Genomic DNA, 19,106 nt, shown 5'->3' with positions numbered 1-19,106 from the left:
CCTCACTTCCCCATCAATCCCCCTCTACATTCCTCTAAAACCTTTTGCGGCATATACTCAAAGCCCATTCAAGTTTTCCAGCAAATTCTCTTTAGTTAGGGCAAGACATTAAAAAAAGAGGATGGGCTCTAACCATCCTCTTTCCAATCATCTCTTCCTATATTGAAAACGCGGCCCCCCCAAAAAAAGGGCCTACCGCGTTTCTTGCGCATAACGCTCAAAAAAACTTCCGTCTGATTCCGCTGTGGGGAAAATGTCCGCCTTTACCCACGCAGGGGATCTGCAAAAATCCCCCTGAGGGGCGACATACTGCTCAAGTTCCCCAAAAACCGGCCAACTGCAACAGCCACATGACCAGCAACGCCTGTAACCCTGCCATGACATCATCAATCATAACTCCGTAGCCACCGGGCAGCCAACTTTCGGAGGCGTGGACAGGCCACGGCTTCCACATATCAAAAACCCGGAATAAAATGAAGGCGATACCTATCTTTGACCAGCCCGGATCAGAAAACGGCAACAGCACCAACCACATGCCAAGGAGTTCGTCAATAACAATCTCACCCGGATCCTTGCAGCCGAGTATCTGTTCACCACGGGTCGCGGCCATTCCTCCAATCCAAAACACAAGTACGAGCACCGCAATCCGGGCGACAAACGGCAGTGGAATGAACAAAAATGGAGCCAGAACCGCCGCCAGCGCGGAACCGCATGTCCCCGGCATGATGGGAGACAGCCCCGCAAAACCGAGCCGGCAAAAGGCGAGCGTCAGTTTATCCATTACAACCCTCTCTATGCTTTGGCAGGAAAACGCCCGCACGAGAATTTTTCCCCTTCGGGACAGTACCGCAGCCGCTCACACTTGGCACCAGCCAGACCAAAGACCTCAGGCAATACCCCCCGGCACAGCGCGAGCATCTCGTCCGCGACGTGCCGGATTTCCCACTGTGCACGGCGGCAACAGCGGTGCTCAAAAAAGTTCAGCAATGCCCGGCAGTTCATGGTTACGACAATGTTGCTCGCCGTGGCCTGCGGCAGGACAAAACGCGCATCCTCATTCGCCTTGGATCCGGTTCGCCCTGCTTCTTCAAGCAATCCTTTAAGATCCCGGTAAGCGGAACCGATCTCCCGCATGATCCCTTCAAACCGCGCCAGCGCTTCCGGATTCTTCCGGATCTCCGGCGGGATCAGGTAGTCGAAATCCGAACCGTCCACATAGCGCTGGCTCTGCTGCGAATACGACGCAATACGGTGACGCACGAGCTGATGCGTCAAGGCGCGGGACACGCCGCCAAGCGCAAACGTGAAACTGACGTGCTCAACCGGGCTGGCATGGCCGGACTCCATAATGGAAGCCACAAACTGAGCCTGCTTTTCGCGGCCGATGTCCCCGGCGAGCAGGCGGGACCACATATCGGCCACGAATCCGGCGTGATAACATTGACGAAACGCCGCATACACCAAGGAAAGCGGTTCCGGCGTATGAGCAAGCAATTCGACGCGAGGTTGGACTACAGGCATATGATCTCCGGCTATCCGAGCATATTTAAATGTTTATACGCTTTTGCCGTAGCCATCCTGCCCCGTGAGGTGCGCTTCAAAAATCCACATTGAATAAGATACGGCTCATAAATATCCTCAATCGTACGGACTTCTTCGGAACAAGCCACCGCCAGCGTCTTCACGCCCACGGGCCCGCCTCCGTAAATATCCACAAGGACGCGCAATAATTTGCGGTCCATCTGGTCCAGCCCGTTCTCGTCCACGTCCATGCGCCGAAGCGCATGCGCCGCTTGTTCCTCGTCCACCACGCCGGAACCGTAGACAGCGGCGAAATCGCGCACGCGCCGCAGCAACCGGTTGGCGATACGCGGCGTTCCCCGCGAACGGCGGCCGATTTCCAGTGCGCCTCCCTCAGTGATCGGTACCCCCAGAATACGCGCGGAGCGCATGACCACACGGGACAGCTCCTCAGGCGTGTAGAACTCCAGGCGGCTGATGATGCCGAAACGATCCCGCAACGGCGAGGAAAGCAAACCGATGCGCGTCGTGGCACCCACGAGCGTGAACGGCTCCAGATCGATTTTGACGGTACGGGCTGCGGGCCCTTGCCCTATCAACAGATCGAGCTTGTAATCCTCAAGCGCCGGATACAGGATTTCCTCCACGGCAATGGGCATCCGGTGGATTTCATCCACGAACAGGATGTCGTGGCGGGAGAGGTTGGTCAGGATGGCCGCCAGATCGCCGCTCCGCTCCAGTACCGGGCCGGACGTACAGATCAGGTTGACCCCCAATTCCGCCGCCATGATTTGGGCGAGCGTCGTTTTCCCAAGGCCGGGGTTTCCGTAAAAAAGGACGTGATCCATCGCCTGCCCACGTTCACGGGCGGCGTTCAGAAAGACGCGCAGATTGGCCCTCAGTTCCTCCTGCCCGATGAAATCCTCCAAACGGGAAGGCCGGATGCTTTCGTCACCGGGAGAGCCGGATTCGGGAGCCGACAGTTCTTTCGCCAAATCTGCGGGGGGAAGGAATGATGGCGTATTAAGAGAATCGGACATTACTTCTGCCGTTCGCGGGCAAGGGCTTTCAGGGCGGCACGGAGGGCTTCGCTGACTTCAAGATCAGGCTCTTCGTGCAGGATGTTCTTCAAAACGGGCGCGGCTTCGGCTTCGGCGTAGCCAAGCCCTTCGAGGCCCGTCAACGCGTCGCGGTAGACGCTTCCGGGCACGCCCAACTGCAGCGAGGCCGCCGCCGGCATGTCCTCAACCTTCAATTTATACTTGAGCTCAAGGAAAATATGCTGGGCGCTCTTCTTGCCGATACCGGAAACCTGCGTGAGCGCAAGCACGTCGTCCTCAAGCACCAAGCGCCGCAGGTCGTCGGGGCGGAACGCGGAAAGGATGCCGAGAGCCGTCCGCGCCCCCACCTTGGAAATGGATGTCAGCACAATAAACGTCTGCCGTTCGTCCCATGTCTCGAAACCGAACAGTTCCTGCGCGTCTTCCCGGACGATATGGCAAATGTAGAAGCGGACATGGCCGCCCCGTTCCGGCAATTGGAGCCGCGTCTGCTGCGGCAGGTAGACTTCATAGCCGACGCCGCCTTCCGTGACAACGACGCAAGCGTTGGCGCACACTTCCGCCAACCGCCCTTCTATATAAGCGATCATGGGGTGTTCTCTCCCTGTTTTGAGCGGCAACACCCGGATGGCGTACCGAGGGCCAGCATAGCCCAAACCCCGCCGGGAGAAAACCCCCTCTCATATCAGCCCGAATCTTCCATCCAGCCCTTGCGTGGGGCGAGCACTTCCAGCCTGTCCCCGATCGTCCGAAACCTTCCCCTGATCCGTGAGAGCCTCCTCAGCGGGCTCCCACAAACGCACGGGCCGGGCAACATGGCCGCCATGTCTCCCGTCCGGTAACGGATCAGCGGCATGGCCTGACGCGTCAATGTGGTGAAGACCACCTCACCCGGCGTCTCGTCAGGCACAGGTTCACCGGAAACCGGATCAACGACTTCAAAAAACAAATCACTCTCGCGCAGGTGGTACCCTTGCTTTCCGGGGCATTCAACCCCACCGCCGTAGCCTGTCTCAGTGAGGCCGTAGTGATCGAAAACCTCACAATGCCAACAATGGACAAGCAACTCTTCCAAATCCAGCGGCAAAGGCTCCGCGCTCGACAATATGGCCCGGATTCCCGGAGAGGCCGGATGCGCACCCAAAAGACGGCGCAACTGCCCCGGCGCGGCGACCAGACAGTCCGGGCGGTAGAGCTCCAGTTCTCGAAGAAAGCCAGCCGGATCAACCGCAGGATTCCCGGCAACACCCCGGGCTCCGATCCGGGGCAATGCCCGGATGAGCAGATCCGTAACCCCATCAGGGCGTTCCGCTCCGGGTAACAGGATGAGCACCGTATCACCGGGGCGTACCAGCACACTGATGCCGTGGGCGAAAAAATCCAGCGTCCGCTCCAGATCAGCGGAGGCGAAAGCCAGCCGTTTGGGTTCCCCGGTTGTTCCGGACGTGCTCAACGTCACCATCCGGGCAATGGCATCCAGCGGAACGCAGACAAACCGCTTCCAGCCATCCTCAAGATCCCGCGCCGTCGTAAACGGCAGCTGTGCCACGTCATCAAGCGAAGCAGGCCATGCCCCCGCCCGGATCGCCTCTCCGTGGCACGCAAAAACGCCCGCAAGACGTTTCCGGTACAGCAGGCTGTTGCGTTCCGCATAGCGCAACACCTCGTTGATTTTGTGCAACTGATACCGCAGCAACGATCCTTCGCTCAGCACATCCAGCCCGCAGCAACGCGCGATCCAGTCGTCCAGAAACGGGCGCGTCATCATACACGGCCCCGGTACAGCGTGGTGCCGTCAAACGAGGTCAGGTTGTACAGGCAAAACGGAATCAAGTTCCCTGATGGGCTGACGACATGGATGCAGCACCCTTTGACCCGTTCCAGATCCAGCGTCATGGCATCCTGAAATGCCATGCAGGACACGGTAAAGCGCTGCTCTATCCCCGCCGACGCCAAAAACCGATCGAACGCATCCCCATCCCGGGCCGCTGCCGGGGACACGGGCGCGCTCCAGTGCCGGGCGGCGAAGGCCTTGGCCTTGCGGGCCCCCTCCGCAGCGGACGGCGTTTCCCCGCAATCGCAACAGGAGGAAGCGCCCTGCACCAGTTCCAATGTTTCCCCGTTTCTCCGATAGACGGCACTGAAGGAACACAGCGCGTTTTCACATCCCGGAGGGTGGAAATCCATCCATCGGATCTGCCCTTGCGACTGCCGTTCCAGCTCCGTGGCGATCTCCGGCAATGTCACGCGCGGCGCACCGTCGGATCGCCACGGGCAACGTCCGAACGAGGACATCGGCTGGAAGTGTACGCCCCGGACATGCCTTCCCAGACGCAGCCCCATTTCCACCAGCGGCCATAAGCGGTCGGCATTAACGCCCGCCGCCACGGTCGCCACCAGCACGACCCCGATCCCCGCTTCGCCGCACGCCCGGATCGCTTCCAGCTTTTCAGGAAGGCAACGCCTCCCGCGCAAAATCTCATGGGCCGCATCATCCGCCGCATCGCATTGCAAATAGACGGAATCCAGCCCCGCTTCGCGCAGCTTCGCCGCATATCCGGGCTCCGTCCCCAGACGCAATCCATTGGTGTTGCACTGGATCAACGCGAAACCGCGAGCTTTGGCCATACGGACGATTGCGGGAAGATCATCCCGTACCGTGGGCTCACCGCCGGAAAGCTGCACATTGCACGCCCCTGACGCTTGTCTGAGGCGATCCAACTGGAAGGCGATGCGTTCAAGGGAGGGCTCCGGCGCAATCTGTTCCCCGGCACTGGCATAACAGACTGGGCAACGCAGATTGCACCGCCCCGTCACTTCAATCAACCCCGTACAGGTATGCTGGGCATGATCCGGGCACAACCCGCAGTCGAAAGGACAGCCACGATCCCGCTCTACAAATGGATGCCGAGGATACGAAGGCGTTTTGTCACGAACCCAAGACCGGAAATCCGGCAAACCGCGCCAAATGGGAACGGAAAAAGCGCCATGCTCCGGGCACTCCTTGTTCAGAAAAACCGTGGAAGTACCCTCTTCCGCAGGATCAAGCACATATTCTGCCGGGATGCGCCGCAAACAGACGGGACAGAGGCTCTCCGTGGCCTGCGGCAGGGAACGGGCGGGGGACATTATCGAGGCTCCGTCATGTCGATTCCGTACCCGGCGCACAAATCGACGAGTTTGTCCCAACAGTCGGCGAGCAGATCCCCGCACAGTGTCATGTCCGCACCTCCGCCTGTTTTTTCCTGAATGGAAGGACAGGAAACATCCCGGCACCCTCCGGTACATACATGCTGGGCAAACCACGTCGCATAGTCGTTGATCAACGGTTCCGCCATCGGATGGGCGCTTTCACCCGTGGCCCCTTTACACGCCAGATACCCAAGCGCCGCCGCGCCTCCCGTCAACAGCCCGCACGCACCGCCACTTTGCCCCATTCCGTGGCAAAGTCCGCCGGCAGCCCTGACGAGTCCGGGGTTTTCCACCCCCTGTTGCTGCAAGACGAGCAGGATAAGGAGCTGGCTGCAACAGTAGCCTTCCCGAATCAGCGGTACGAGTTCCAACATCAATGCGTTCATTTATTCCCCTTTTCCGCGACGAACATCCAATATCCAAACCGTTTTTCCGAACAAGCCGAACCGCCCCCCGGACATCCCCCCATCCACGCAAGCAGGGCCGAACGGGGGACGCCTTGAAACAGGAGCCTGCCCGCCAGTTCAGCGAGCAGCCGTGAATGATCCTCGGAAGCCAGAACACGAAATCCCTGCCGCGCCAGCCGTTCCGCCACAACATCTACGGGCACGGCACCACGCGCGCATCCTTGCCCGTCCACCCCATAGCCGCCTCCGCGGGCCACAATGTCCGTAAGCAACAGCCGTCCCCCCGGCCGCAGGACACGCCACATCTCGCCCAACGCCCGTTCAGGGTCGGACGACAGGGAAAGGACACATTCGCAGACTATGCCGTCCATGCAGACATCCCGCAGCGGAAGCCCCTCAAGCGTCCCCGCGAGGAGCGGCACTCCGGACAACCGCCCTTCCGCTTCCAGAAGCATGGGGGAGGAACAATCCATACCTACCGGGCGCAGGCCACGTTCCGCCAGCAAAGCCAGCGTCACGCCCAGGCCACACCCCAAATCCGCCACCCGCTCGCCGACGCTGAAAGCGCAGTATGCGAGCCCCCGCGCGGTAAGCTCCACGCCGCCGGGACGGAAACAATCCGCCGACGCCAGGCGGAAAAGCTCCCGCTGGTATAAAGGCTCTTCCTGATGCTGCGGAATCATTTGTCTTCCAGCAGGGCTTCCACTTCCGCCATCTTTCCCTCAGCCAAGGACTTGGGGATCATCGTCAATCCACAGGACGGGCAACGGGGCAAAGAAACATCAAACGCACTGCCGAGGTAGCCGACCTGAACTTTGACCTGTTCCAAGGGGCACTTGCAACGGGCACATACCCAGTCACCGGGGTCCGGCATATAATTCGGTTCCATAGCCATGATGATCCTCCCGCCGGAAATTTCCGCTTTCTCACATAGCTGGTTATCACTGAGCTCACAGTAAGACCCATTCGGGGGCCGGGGCCTGTTCCATTTCAGCAGGTGGCTGGGAACGGCAACCTTCCGTTATCCCCGCCACTCTCCCCTGCGGCATTTTAAAGGTGGAACGGGCTGCGGACAGCCTCGTAACGGCCTTCGGGGGTTGATGTGCCGGGTACCTCCATCCGGTGGCAGTAGGCATCATGCACGACGCACACACCGTCCTCAACGCTGTATTCCACCCAGAACGTCACCCGTACAGAGCGCAAGGATGCAAGAAAATGCCCATTGTCCCGGTTCAGGAACGTATCCCCAGATGCCTCGGCATGGCGCACGACACGCACGGCATCCTCCCTCAGGATATGGCGCTCTTCCATCTTTTCCAAGACATCCGGAGCAATGCGGACAGGGATGCCGTCATCAAGCGTTTCTGCCACGTTTTCCCCGGCATAACGCCGGAGCACCTCAGCTCGCAGTGCGGCACGTCCCGCTCGCCGGGCCGACAACCCGCTTCCTTTTGCGGTCGCCGCCGCATGAAGGGATTCACGAGGGAACAGCAGATCGAGCATATGCAGGGAAGGCTTGCCTTCCGCGGCCAGACGTTCCCTACACATGATGCAGGATGTGACGGCGTCGTGCTCAAGCTGACCGGCCCGATCCGCCGCAATAGCCGAAGCAAGCTGCGGATTGGCATCCCATGCCAGCCCTCCGTACCCACAACAGGGCGTCGTTTCGCCGGACAAACGCGGCTCCTCAAACGGGACGCCCCGTTTGGCAAGGAGACTCCGCACCGACCGCAGCCATACCTCGTCATGACGGGCGGAACAGGGATCATGAATACTCAATGTGGGGACGCCGCAGCAACAGGCTTCCCCACTGAAAAACAGCGAGGGGCATTCCGTATCAAGCACTTCCCAAAGCGACGCTACGGACATTTCCGGCAAGGCTTCACGCAGCGTCTTGCAACAGGAGGCGCAAGCGGCGATCACGCGAGGACGCCCAAGCGACTCCCATGTGGACCTGAGCGACTCCACGGTTTCCGCAAACAGCTTTTCCTCTCCCGCCCACTGCGCGGGAACGCCGCAGCACTGCAACAACAGGCCGACGTTGCCGAGATCTTTGCGCAACGTCTCGTACACGGCCAAAACCTGTTCTCCCCGTGCGCCCGCAAGCTGACAGCCGGGGAAAAACACATGCCCGCACCGCTCCGCAGCCTTCCCATCCGCCCCCAACCCAGCGAAAGACAGCGCACATTCCGGGCCGTTGGCGGCGGCCATGTCCTCCAGCGCGAACTCATGCGCCGAAGGGGGCATCATGCCGCGCCGAACCATATCCCTTCGGAACGACAGGCACAAATCCGCCATTGAAAAGCCTTCCGGACACAAAACCTCGCACTGGCCGCACAGCGTACAACTGTTGATCATCGTGTTGGCCTGATGGTGTCCCTTCACGATCGCGGCATTGTTGTACATCTGGCGGGCGTAAACGCGAGGGTAGCCCTTGTACTTCTGCATGTACAGGCACTCCCGCACGCAAATGAGGCATTCGCACTGCAAACATCTTCCGGCTTCGGTTTTGGCCTCTTCAAGCGAATACCCTTCACCGGGGTGCTCCGGTTCCAGCCGCTGCAACGGAGCCAGCCCGTCGAGCGGGGTGTGCAGCCGGGTGGCGCTCGCGCCTTCATTCTCTCGCGAAGCCGTCAGGGAAACACCGGTCATGGAACGCTCAAGCGTCATAGCGGCCCGGCGGCCTTCCGCCGCCCATGCAACGGGGGTGCCCGTCCCGTCCAGTGACGGCCAGCCGCCGAAACAGACATGTTCCGGCCCACCCGCCACATTCAGCGTTACGGAATCCACAGCATCCCGTGATGCTGGGGCCAAGCCCGGGGCACAGGAAACATCCACAAAAACGGCGTCATAGCCTTCTACTTCCTGAAGCAGGGCTCTGTCAGGCTCTCGGCGGATCAGCGTCACGCCGCTTTTCCGCATGCTTTCGAGTTCACCATCCAAGGCTTCCGGCGCCAGTGAGGGGAATGCGGCGAGCAAACCTTCCGCCGGTTGCCCGCCCACATAGAACAAATCCACGGGATACGCCTTCCGGGAAAGATCCCATGCCGCGACCAGCCCCGCCATGCCGTCACCAATCACGGCGACCTTTTTGCTTTTTGGGGGACGCGGCAGGTTCCGCGTCTGCTGCGGACACTGCGATACGCAGGCCCGTTCCAGCGCGCCAACGGCGAGCGGCCCACCAAGCCCCTGCCGGACACAGGCCGTTTCGCACGGGTGTTCGCAAATCCGTCCCAAAACGCCGGGCAGAGGCAGATACCGCTCCAGCACTTTGCGGGCCCCGGGCATATCCCCGTGCGCCATCCGTTCGAGAAACGGCCTCACATCCATCTGCAACGGGCAGGCCGCCCGACATTTGGGCATATCATCCTGGGTGCATTGCCGTTCCCAGCTCCGCAGATCCGCCTGTTCCATAACGCCTCCCGAAAACCGTCGAAATCAAAGACCCTCCCGGCCCGCATAACGCATCTCGCTATACAAGAACCGGGAGGGCTGCAAAGCCCGGCCTTCACGAGCAAGGCCGGGCGCGTCATCTCACTCCATCAATTACTTCTTCAGAGCGGCCAGCACCTTTTCGGGACGTGCGGGCAGATGCGTCACGCGGGCACCACAAGCCTGATAGATGGCGTTGATGATGGCGGCATGCGGAGCGGTAAGCGGGAGCTCACCCACGCCGGAAGCACCGAACGGGCCGTCCTTGCGGGAGTTTTCAAGATAGATCAGCTCAATGTCATCCGGGATGTCCTTAATGTAGGGCAGGCCGGCGCCGATAAGCGTAGAGTGCTTCTTGATGTCCTCATAGTCTTCGGTCAGGGCGAGACCGACACCCTGCGCCAAGCCGCCGTACAACTGGCCGTCCGTTACGAGGCGGTTGTTCACCTTACCAATGTCGGCGATCATGGTCAGCTTTTCCACCGTGGTCTTGCCGGTCGTGATGTCCACGGCCACTTCAGCCATGAACAGGCCGTACATGTAACAGCAGAAAGGCTCGCCCTGCGCGTTTTCGTCCGGGGACGTGCACGGGGTAGTCCACTTGCCGTACTGCCGGACTTCGCGGCCTTCGGCCTTCATTTCATCATAGGTGTAGAAACCGCCGCCGGGTTTCTTCATGGCCTCGATCAGGGTTTCACAGGCTACGCGGATGGCATTGCCCACCACGAGCTGCGAACGGGAACCGCCAGCCGGGCCGCCCACGGGGGCCTTGGAGGTGTCGTTCATGACAAGGCGGATCTTGTCGGCGGCGATGTTCAGGGGACGCAGAGCCTCATGAGCCGTACCGAGCGCGCCGGCGTCGGCACCCTGCCCATGATCGCCCCAGCACACGCCGATGGTGACCGTGCCGTCTTCATTGTACTGCGCCCAGCTTTCCGCCGAGTCGGGGCCGTCAAGGCCGCAGCCGTAGATGCCGATAGCCACACCCGCGCCGCGCTTCACGGCATCCGTGGAATTCGCCGCGGCCTTTTCCTTCGCCGCCTTGAACTTGGGGCGCATGATATCGATCATGTCCGGCAGGCTGAACACTTCGGGGGCCTGACCGGAAGGATTGGTATCGCCGGGCTTGTAACAGTTGACCGCACGCAGTTCCAGCGGATCCATGCCGAGCTTTTCGGCCAGCTCGTCAATGAGCACTTCGGAGGGGAATTCGCTTTCCGGAGCGCCGTAGCCACGGAACGCAGCCCCCCAGCCGTGGTTCGTGCAGACCGTTTTGCCGATACCACGGATATTTTCGATGCCGTATCCAGCACCGATGTACTGGGCACCGCGCAGGGTCAGCAGGTCGCCGAATTCGGAATACGGGCCATGGTCGACGATCCAGTCGGTTTCCATCGCCTTGATTTTGCCGGTGGCCTTATCGGCGGCGTACCGGACGGTCGTAAAGAACGGCGAGCGCTTGCCGGTGTATTGCTGCTGCTGTTCATAGTTGTAGCGCAAATGGCAGGGACGGCCTGTGGCGAGCACGGCCACGCCGATAAGCGCTTCCATCGTCGGGCTGAACTTGTAGCCGAAGGTACCGCCCGCGTTGCACTGCACCATGATCATGTCGTTGGCAAAATCAAGCCCCAGACCGGGGGCGATCATCAGGCCGTGCAAGTGCAGGCCGATGGATTTTGAATGGATGACCAGCTTGCCCTCTTCATTCATGTAGCCGTACCCCACGTCCGGCTCAATGGGCAGGTGGGGCTGGCGCTGCGTGTAGAAGCTGTCTTCCACGACCACATTATTGGCGTCGGCGAAGAAGGGCGCGGTTTCCTGCCCTTTCACCTCTTTCTGCTCAAAATACACGTTCGGGGTTCCCGGATGGATCTCAATGGCGTCGGGAGCCATCGCGTCCGGGGCGTTCAGGTATTCGGGCAACAGTTCGAGATCAAATTTGACCTTGTCTGCGGCGGCACGGGCGTGCGCTTCCGAGTCGGCGCACACGATGGCGAGGGCGTCGCCGTACTGGAATATCTTGGTATCGTTCAGGATGGGACGATCCCAGCCGTCCCCCTTGTTGGTCGGGAAGGTGATGAGGCCGGTGATGCGGTTCTTGCCCTTGACGTCCTTATGGGTCAGCACGCGGTACACGCCGGGCATGGCTTCCGCTTCGGAGGTATCGATGCCCTTGATGTTGGCGTGGGAAACCTTGGCCTGAGCCAGCGCCAGATGCAGCGTGTTCGGAGGCATCTTGAGGGCGGTATCCGCGCCGAAGTCGTGCGTGCCGGTCACCTTGGCGACGGCGTTGGGACGCGGACGGCGGGAACCCCATGTGCGACCGTCCACGGGCTCCTTATATTCGATGTCCTTGATGGATTTCTCGCCGCGCATGACGGCGGCGGCGTCCATGACGGCATCGACCAGCGGCTTGTAGCCCGTGCAGCGGCAGGCGTTGCGGTGGCTCTGGAACCAGTCGCGCACGTCGTTGCGGGTCGGGGCCGGGTTCTTGTCGAGCAGGCATTTGGCGGACACGATGAAGCCGGGCGTACAGAAACCGCACTGCGCGCCGCCGTGGAACATCCACGAAAGCTGCAACGGGTGCATATGTTCGGGCGTGCCGATGCCTTCAAGGGTCGTGACGGCGGCCCCGTCTTCAACGCGTTTCATTTTCAGCGTACAGGTACGCACCAGCTTGCCGTCCAGAATCACATTACAGGCACCGCACTGACCCGTGCCGCATCCGACCTTTACGCTGGTCAGCAAAAGCTGCCCGCGCAATACGTCGGCCAGCGAATCATCCGGATTCACCAGCAGCGTTTTCGTCATGCCATTTACAATGAGAGTCTTGGAAATCATGTGCCACTCCTTGATTCCACGGCCAGCCCGTCAGACGGGCCCAACCGGAGGGTTTCTGGATACCCGGACGAAAGGGCTGTTCCCTTTTCACCGGTTCCCCTGTAGCCTGCCTTGATGAGTACATTCGGAAGCCGCTCCTTCCCCGCACCCTCAGGCACGGTTCCGTACAAAAACGGTTCCCGATGACGTGCACCTATCCTACCCTGCTTGGAAGAGCGGATATGTTTATTTGTGCATATAAGAAGCCCTGCATTCTGTCAATGCGGTCACCCGAAAAACACTGATACTGTTTTTGAGGAAACACCCATGCAAAACAGCTCCCGCTTTTTCAGGAACACGTCCTGCGCTTACTTTTCGTGCCACCCTAACGCGGATCCTGAAACATTCAACTGCCTTTTCTGTTATTGCCCGCTCTATTTCCTGCCGGAATGCATCGGCACCCCCCGCTGGAACGCGAACGGTATAAAGGACTGCACCCTCTGCCGCGCCCCCCATCAGCCCGACAACTATGATCGCATTATCCAAAGGCTTTCCGCGGCGATACGCCAAAGCGCCGCAGAAAGGAAGGAAAAGGGGCCTCGACAGCCCACGGAATGATCTTATTTGAAAAACAGCAAAGCCTGCGTTATAGTCGCCTTTCTGAAACACTTTTGCGCAAGGATGATCCCTCATGCCCAACAAGCTCGAACAAGCCCAAGAAGCCCTCGCCAAGGTTGAAGCCCACATGGAAACCCTGACGCCCCAGACGCAGGCCCGCCACATGGCTGAACGCGTCCGGGACAATCTGGCCGCGTGCATCGCCATGGCCAAATGTAACCCCAAAGCTGGGGAAATCCTCATGCCGAACGTGCTGACAGCCGCCCATGAGTACCTTTCCGGCCTCGGCAAGGACTGATCCTGACCTTCCGTATGATCCGTAATAAGCCCGGGATGCGCCGACATGGGACGTTCCGGGCTTGCCTCTTTTTTGGAGACTCGGCGGGCGCCTTCCCTGCCCGCTGGCTCCCCCACCCACTCCGAGTTGTATGAGGTTCGCGTGCGTCTGCTGACAGTCCTTCTTTTCGGCGTGTTTCTCGTGGCGACGCAGGTTTTTCTCGTCCTGAAAGCCATGCAGGACAACCTGTTCGACCGGAACGTCGATCCTGTGGATGCCGTCATGGAACGGCAGGAATCCATTTCCGACGATCTCACGCCTCAGGAACGCCTGTGGCTCAGCAAGAACCACACTGTCCGGGTCGGCATCGATCCCGATTTCTACCCTCTGGAAAAATTCGACGCCGAAGGCCGCTATACCGGCATCGGCCCGGACTACCTCCGCATCCTCCACAAGATGACGGGGCTCACCTTCCGCATCACGCCCCCCTCCGACTGGAGCGACACGACGGACATGGCCGCGTCCCACAAGGTGGATATGTACATCGCCGCGGCGGAGACGCAGCACCGCTCCCAATATATGCTGTTCACGCCCTCCTACATTGTGCTCCCCGGCATCATCGTGGCTCGGCAGCCCACCAAGGACGGGCTCATGGCCCGCAGCCCTTCCACGGGCGAAACGGAACCGGACATAGAGGGGATCAAGGACTTGGCCGGAAAGCAGGTCGCGGTGGTCAACCGGTATTCGTGGCATGATTTCCTTGAGGAACTGCACCCTGAAATAGTGCCCGTGCCCGTCAAAAACACGCTGGAGGGGCTGCAGAAAGTCGCCTTCGGCGAAGTTGACGCCATGATCGACTACCAGTTCAATATTACGGAAAAAATCAACAACAGCGGCATCCGCAACCTCCGCGTCGCCGGCCCCATCGACGCGCCTTACGGACATGCCTTCGGCATCCGCAAGGACTGGCCCGAACTCCACAGCATCATCAACAAGGCGCTCGGCAAAATCACTCAGGAAGAGCGCAGGATCATTGCCCAGAAGTGGCTCCAGCCGTATGAAAAGAAGGCCTTCTCCAAACAGACCATCTGGATGATGCTCTTTGCGGCGGAAGTGTTGTTCACGGTATTTGCCTTTGTCCTTTACTGGAACTTTTCCCTCAAGCGGCAGGTATCGCGCAGGACGGCCCAGCTCAATCAGGAACTGGCCAAATACGATCGTGCCGAAAAGGAGCTTCGGGAAAGCCGGGCCATGCTGGAGCAGTCCAACGTGGAACTGGAACACCGCGTCAACGAGCGCACGCGCGACCTGCAAGCCATCAACGCCGAGCTCCAGCTCGCCAAGGAAGCCGCCGACGCCGCCACGACCGCGAAAAGCCAGTTCCTCGCCAACATCAGCCACGAAATCCGCACGCCCCTGCACGGCATCATGGCGTTCGCCGAACTCGCCCTGCTCAAGGAAAAGACCCCCCCGCACCGCTACCTCCGGGCCATCCTCCAGTCTTCGCGGGCGCTTCTTGAAATCATCAACGACCTGCTCGACGTGTCGAAGATCGAAGCCGGGCACCTTGAGCTTGAGCAGGCCCCGTTCATGCTGGACGACGTGGTGCACCACGTCTGCACCGTGGCCCTGCACAACGCCCATGCGGGCGGCATCGAGCTCGTCGTGGACATGGACCCGCACATGCAGATCGCGCTGATCGGTGATGCCGGGCGCCTCCAGCAGATCATTATGAACCTCGTAACCAATGCGGTGAAGTTCACCGGCCCCGGCGGGCAGATCTGCGTGACGCTCAAGCAGGGCCATGCCGAACCGCTGCCTTCCGACACCTGCCCGGAACAGCGGCGCGTACAGATCATCTGTTTCGTGCGCGATACGGGCGTCGGGATCGCGCCGGAATTCCTCGGCCAGCTCTTCCAGCCCTTCCGACAGGTGGACGCCTCCACCACGCGCCGCCACGGGGGAACCGGCCTCGGCCTGTGCATCTGCCGCCAGCTTGTCGAAATGATGCACGGCGAAATATGGGTGGAATCCGAACCCAACGTCGGCAGCACCTTCGCGTTTTCCATTCCGCTATGTACCCAGCCCGACTCTGGAGCGACCGCGCAGCTGCCGCCCCCTCCGGCCCAGCCGATCCATGCGCTCGTCCTCAGCGCCTCGCCGCTCCAGACGGAAATCCTTTGCCGCCACTTTTCGGCCCTCGGCATTGATGCGCTTACGGCCACAAACACGGAGGAGGCCGTAAGCAAGGCGCAAGCTCTGCCCAAGAAACAGCCGGATCTCCTGTTCCTCGACCGCAAGCTTTCGGAACCCAATACGCTGTATGCCCTGCGCGCACTGCGCACGGCCTTCGGGCGCACCATCCCCGCCATCCTCATGGACGAGCACGCGGGCGAACAAATCCTTTCCGTATCCAACCGGGACGCCGCCCAGCACGACGGGCAGGTCGCCATCCTGTCCCTCATGACCCTGCGCGGGCTGCACGAATCCATTGTTTCCCTCAACGAGCCCTGCCTCGTGGCCTACTCCGGGCGGCTGCACTCCTTGCCCTCGCCGATGGAAACGCCGCTGTTCCATGACGTCCGCATCCTTGTGGCGGAAGACAACCCCACCAACCAGGAAATCATGGAAGCGCTCTTTGAAGATACGGGCGTCCAGCTTACCATCGTCAGCAACGGCAAACAGGCCCTCGACGCGCTCAGGGTCGGCGCACAGCGGGGCGAGCGCTTCGATCTCGTCCTGATGGACGTCCAGATGCCGGTCATGGACGGCTACGAGGCCACCCGGATCATCCGCACCATGCCCGAACTCGAAGGGCTGCCCATCGTCGCAATCACGGCCCACGCCATGCACGAGGACAAAATGCGGGCGCTTTCCGCCGGGATCGCCCGATACCTTTCAAAGCCCCTCAGCCGTGCGGCCCTGTTCGGCACGCTGCGGGCCCTGCTTCCGAACAAAATCCTGCCGCGCAAGCCCGAACAGGCCCCGCAGGGCTCGGAGCCCTCGGCGCTTTCCGCCCCTATCGTGCTCAACAACACGTCCCTGCCCCCCTGCCTCGACGCCGGGGCCATCGAACGCCTCAATGTTTCGCCGGAGACGTACCAGAAAATCCTGCGGGGCTACGTGCGCAACACCTCAGAAGCCCTGCCCGCCCTGCGCAAGGGGCTGTACCTCGATCCCGCCCTGCCCGAACAGGCGTTGTGCCGCCCGGCGTGGGAATGGCTCATCCGCGAAGCCCACAACCTGAAAGGGGCATCCGCCAACGTGGGGGCCATCGCCGTACAGCAGGATGCCCACGCGCTGGAGCTCGCGCTCAAGCAGTTCGTCAAGCAGTCGGGGAACGCCTCCGTCGAAACGGCGGCGCTTGCACAGACATTCTCTCCCCTGCTCAACGCACTGGAGGAGGCCTTCGCCACCGTGCAGATATCCGTACTGGAAGCCCTCCCTGAAACGCCGCAGCTGCAGGATGCCCCACCCCAGCCCATACAGGCCGGAACGCTGAATGAAGATCAAAAAGCGCAACTGCAACATTTCAAGGAGATGCTGGCCCTTGCCGATCCCGAACGGATCGCGGAGGCGATCATGCCGTTGACGGCTTTCCTTCCATCTGCTCTGATGGAAAAACTACAGCAGGCGATCGATTTTTACGATTATGACGAAGCGCTGGCGCTGCTTCCCCCGGATACGCTGTGATGGAGCCTCTGCTTATGGAAACGGAATACGAAAAGCCCCTTGTCCTCGTCGTGGACGATGATCCCACCAACTTGCGGATCCTCGTCAGCAAGCTGAACCGGGAGTACCGGCTCGGCGTCGCCAAAAGCGGGACAAAGGCTCTGGAATACATGGGCAAGCAGATCCCGGATCTGGTGCTGCTTGACGTCATGATGCCGGACATGGACGGCTATGCCGTCTGCGAGCACATCAAGCGGGATCCCCGGCTGTGCGACATCCCCGTGGTCTTCATTTCCTACGTGGACGATCCCAGCCAGAAAACGCGGGGGTTCGAGGTCGGCGGCGTCGACTACATCACCAAGCCGTTCCATGACGCCGAGGTGCTGGCACGCGTGCGTACGCACATCATGAACAAGCAGATGCGCGAACAGCTCAAACGCCACAACGCCGAAATCGGCAAGGAACTGGACGAGCACCGCCGCCAGTTGCTGGCCCTGCTCGACAACCTGCCCGGCCTCGCCTACCGGGAAACCGTCATCGGCGGCATCCCCGACGCCCGCCGCGCGGTCAGCTTCGTCAGCGACGGCGTCCTTGGCCTGACGGGGTATGCGCCGGACAGGTTCATGGGTGAGGAACGCCTCGGCCTCTTGGACATCGCCCACGAAGAGGATCGCGAAACCATCCGCAGCACCATCGCAACAGCCCTCAAAGAGCACCGCCGCTGGGAACTCGTCTACCGTATCATCACGGCGTGGGGCGAGGAAAAATGGGTGTGGGAACAGTCATCGGGCGCGTTCGACGCATCGGGAACGCTCATTACCATTGAAGGGCTCGTCAACGACATTACGGAAAAGCAAAAGAACGAGCTCGGCATCCGTAGGGAAAACGAAGAACTCCGTGAACGCCTCAAGGCCCGCTGCTTCAACAACATCGTCGGGGATTCGCCGCCCATGCGCGAGGTGTTTGAGCTCATTGCCCGCGCCGGGGCCACGGAGGACTGCGTGGTCATATTCGGGGAATCCGGGACGGGCAAGGAGCTGGCCGCCCGCGCCGTGCACGAATGCAGTGCGCGCTGTGACAAGCCGTTCATCGCGGTGAACTGCGGGGCCATCCCCGAAAACCTCTTTGAAAGCGAATTCTTCGGCTACAAAAAAGGCGCGTTCACGGGCGCACTGGCCGACCGCAAGGGCTGCCTCGACCGGGCCGACGGCGGAACCCTCTTCCTCGACGAGCTGGGGGAGTTGAGCCTTTCCGCCCAGACCAAGCTCCTCCGCGCCATCGAGGGGCAGGGCTTCACCCCGGTCGGAGGCTCCGACCTGCACAAGCCCAACTTCCGCATCATCGCCGCCACCAACCGCAATCTGGCTGAACGGGTCGCTTCAGGGCAGATGCGCGAGGACTTCTTCTACCGTATCCACGTCATCCCGATCCACCTCCCCCCTCTGCGCCAGCGCAAGGAGGACATCCCCCTGCTCATCGAATACTTCCTCAACGCCTACCCCCGCGTCGGGGATCTCCCCTCCCTCAACGGCGAGGTCATGCAGGCGTTCATGCAGTACGACTGGCCGGGCAACATCCGCGAACTGCACAATACGCTGTACCGTTACCTGACGCTCGGCAAAGTCCAGCTCGGCACATTGCAGGTCGGTTCAGGACAGCTTCCCGCCGGGGGGCAAACAGGCTCCGACGAGGCCGAACACCGCCAAGCCCTCCCGCAGGAGCCGTTGGCTACGGCGCTGGATCGTTTTGAACGGGAATACCTGCTTGAAACGCTCCGCCGCAACGACTGGAAGCGCGCGGAAACGGCGGATATCCTCGGCATCGACCGCCGTACCCTGTTCCGCAAGATCAAGCAGTTCAATCTGGAGGACGAAGAGGGCAAATAGCCCGGTTCAGAAAACGCCTCGCTCTGGGATTCCACAAACGCGAAAGTCTTTGGGAAAGAGGACGGACGTGATTTGTCCGGCGATTTGAGGGAAGAAGGGAAAGAAAAGGAAAGCTGTGTCCTAGGGGCTGTCCCTAAATAGTTTACTGGAGCCAAATAAGGCATGATGCCAGCATGACAGATGCTTTAAAAGTTATGGCCAGCTTATCATATCGAGTAGC

General features: G+C 60.7%; 15 protein-coding genes. 4 read left to right on the top strand and 11 right to left on the bottom strand.

The genetic code is table 11. The annotated features are described in order from the left end of the window. Nucleotides 1-313 precede the first annotated feature (313 nt). The 11 genes from ACZM8Y_RS14715 to ACZM8Y_RS14665 form a co-directional block, all read right to left on the bottom strand. Entirely contained in the window at nt 314-781 is a 468-nt protein-coding gene (locus tag ACZM8Y_RS14715) for a phosphatidylglycerophosphatase A family protein (protein ID WP_302553364.1), read from the bottom strand. Nucleotides 782-792: 11 nt separating this feature from the next. Then, nucleotides 793-1,521 carry an FAD-dependent thymidylate synthase gene (thyX, locus tag ACZM8Y_RS14710; RefSeq protein ID WP_479858354.1) on the bottom strand — a complete coding sequence of 243 codons (729 nt, stop codon included), beginning with the start codon at nt 1,519-1,521 and terminating at the stop codon, nt 793-795. An 11-nt stretch (nt 1,522-1,532) separates the two neighbouring features. Then, entirely contained in the window at nt 1,533-2,561 is a 1,029-nt protein-coding gene (gene ruvB, locus ACZM8Y_RS14705) for a Holliday junction branch migration DNA helicase RuvB (protein ID WP_302553366.1), read from the bottom strand. Further along, nucleotides 2,561-3,172 (bottom strand): Holliday junction branch migration protein RuvA, encoded by a 612-nt coding sequence (gene ruvA / locus ACZM8Y_RS14700; protein ID WP_005027369.1) that lies wholly within the window; start codon nt 3,170-3,172, stop codon nt 2,561-2,563. Before ruvA ends, ruvB begins: the two co-directional genes overlap by 1 nt. 95 nt (nt 3,173-3,267) lie before the next feature. Continuing rightward, a complete protein-coding gene (locus ACZM8Y_RS14695) occupies nt 3,268-4,350 on the bottom strand; it encodes a DVU_1553 family AMP-dependent CoA ligase (RefSeq protein WP_479858355.1) in 1,083 nt (360 codons plus the stop codon). Further along, nucleotides 4,347-5,714, bottom strand: coding sequence for a radical SAM (seleno)protein TrsS (gene trsS, locus ACZM8Y_RS14690; RefSeq protein WP_482331221.1), 1,368 nt, complete (start codon nt 5,712-5,714; stop codon nt 4,347-4,349). The genes ACZM8Y_RS14695 and trsS overlap by 4 nt, the downstream gene beginning before the upstream one ends. Further along, nucleotides 5,711-6,160 (bottom strand): DVU_1555 family C-GCAxxG-C-C protein, encoded by a 450-nt coding sequence (locus ACZM8Y_RS14685; RefSeq protein ID WP_337432154.1) that lies wholly within the window; start codon nt 6,158-6,160, stop codon nt 5,711-5,713. The genes trsS and ACZM8Y_RS14685 overlap by 4 nt, the downstream gene beginning before the upstream one ends. Next, nucleotides 6,157-6,864, bottom strand: a complete 708-nt coding sequence (gene trsM / locus ACZM8Y_RS14680; protein ID WP_482331150.1) for a DVU_1556 family methyltransferase — start codon at nt 6,862-6,864, stop codon at nt 6,157-6,159. Before trsM ends, ACZM8Y_RS14685 begins: the two co-directional genes overlap by 4 nt. Continuing rightward, entirely contained in the window at nt 6,861-7,076 is a 216-nt protein-coding gene (locus ACZM8Y_RS14675) for a DVU_1557 family redox protein (protein ID WP_479859475.1), read from the bottom strand. The genes trsM and ACZM8Y_RS14675 overlap by 4 nt, the downstream gene beginning before the upstream one ends. 155 nt (nt 7,077-7,231) lie before the next feature. After that, nucleotides 7,232-9,595, bottom strand: coding sequence for a pyridine nucleotide-disulfide oxidoreductase/dicluster-binding protein (locus ACZM8Y_RS14670; protein ID WP_482331143.1), 2,364 nt, complete (start codon nt 9,593-9,595; stop codon nt 7,232-7,234). 132 nt (nt 9,596-9,727) lie between these two features. Further along, complete coding sequence (locus ACZM8Y_RS14665; RefSeq protein ID WP_479859477.1) at nt 9,728-12,454, bottom strand: molybdopterin-dependent aldehyde oxidoreductase; 2,727 nt, start codon at nt 12,452-12,454, stop codon at nt 9,728-9,730. A gap of 306 nt (nt 12,455-12,760) precedes the next feature. Between ACZM8Y_RS14665 and ACZM8Y_RS14660 the strand changes: the two genes are divergently transcribed. The 4 genes from ACZM8Y_RS14660 (at nt 12,761) to ACZM8Y_RS14645 (ending at nt 18,886) form a co-directional block, all read left to right on the top strand. Next, entirely contained in the window at nt 12,761-13,051 is a 291-nt protein-coding gene (locus tag ACZM8Y_RS14660) for a cysteine-rich small domain-containing protein (protein ID WP_482331134.1), read from the top strand. A 73-nt stretch (nt 13,052-13,124) separates the two neighbouring features. Beyond that, entirely contained in the window at nt 13,125-13,349 is a 225-nt protein-coding gene (locus ACZM8Y_RS14655; RefSeq protein WP_302553374.1) for a translation initiation factor IF-2, read from the top strand. Nucleotides 13,350-13,490: 141 nt separating this feature from the next. Next, complete coding sequence (locus ACZM8Y_RS14650) at nt 13,491-17,021, top strand: response regulator (RefSeq protein WP_487480115.1); 3,531 nt, start codon at nt 13,491-13,493, stop codon at nt 17,019-17,021. After that, nucleotides 17,021-18,886, top strand: a complete 1,866-nt coding sequence (locus ACZM8Y_RS14645; protein WP_479859472.1) for a sigma 54-interacting transcriptional regulator — start codon at nt 17,021-17,023, stop codon at nt 18,884-18,886. Before ACZM8Y_RS14650 ends, ACZM8Y_RS14645 begins: the two co-directional genes overlap by 1 nt. The last annotated feature ends 220 nt before the right edge of the window (nt 18,887-19,106 follow it).

Source organism: Bilophila sp. (assembly GCF_057864385.1).
This window is presented reverse-complemented; position numbering and strand designations above follow the sequence as displayed.

Bases quoted from the DNA above. Each gene is read 5' to 3' on its own strand.
- ACZM8Y_RS14715 (WP_302553364.1), bottom strand. From the start codon at position 781: ATGGATAAACTGACGCTCGCCTTTTGCCGGCTCGGTTTTGCGGGGCTG.
- thyX (WP_479858354.1), bottom strand. From the start codon at position 1,521: ATGCCTGTAGTCCAACCTCGCGTCGAATTGCTTGCTCATACGCCGGAA.
- ruvB (WP_302553366.1), bottom strand. From the start codon at position 2,561: ATGTCCGATTCTCTTAATACGCCATCATTCCTTCCCCCCGCAGATTTG.
- ruvA (WP_005027369.1), bottom strand. From the start codon at position 3,172: ATGATCGCTTATATAGAAGGGCGGTTGGCGGAAGTGTGCGCCAACGCT.
- ACZM8Y_RS14695 (WP_479858355.1), bottom strand. From the start codon at position 4,350: ATGATGACGCGCCCGTTTCTGGACGACTGGATCGCGCGTTGCTGCGGG.
- ACZM8Y_RS14685 (WP_337432154.1), bottom strand. From the start codon at position 6,160: ATGAACGCATTGATGTTGGAACTCGTACCGCTGATTCGGGAAGGCTAC.
- trsM (WP_482331150.1), bottom strand. From the start codon at position 6,864: ATGATTCCGCAGCATCAGGAAGAGCCTTTATACCAGCGGGAGCTTTTC.
- ACZM8Y_RS14675 (WP_479859475.1), bottom strand. From the start codon at position 7,076: ATGGCTATGGAACCGAATTATATGCCGGACCCCGGTGACTGGGTATGT.
- ACZM8Y_RS14670 (WP_482331143.1), bottom strand. From the start codon at position 9,595: ATGGAACAGGCGGATCTGCGGAGCTGGGAACGGCAATGCACCCAGGAT.
- ACZM8Y_RS14665 (WP_479859477.1), bottom strand. From the start codon at position 12,454: ATGATTTCCAAGACTCTCATTGTAAATGGCATGACGAAAACGCTGCTG.
- ACZM8Y_RS14660 (WP_482331134.1), top strand. From the start codon at position 12,761: ATGCAAAACAGCTCCCGCTTTTTCAGGAACACGTCCTGCGCTTACTTT.
- ACZM8Y_RS14655 (WP_302553374.1), top strand. From the start codon at position 13,125: ATGCCCAACAAGCTCGAACAAGCCCAAGAAGCCCTCGCCAAGGTTGAA.
- ACZM8Y_RS14645 (WP_479859472.1), top strand. From the start codon at position 17,021: ATGGAGCCTCTGCTTATGGAAACGGAATACGAAAAGCCCCTTGTCCTC.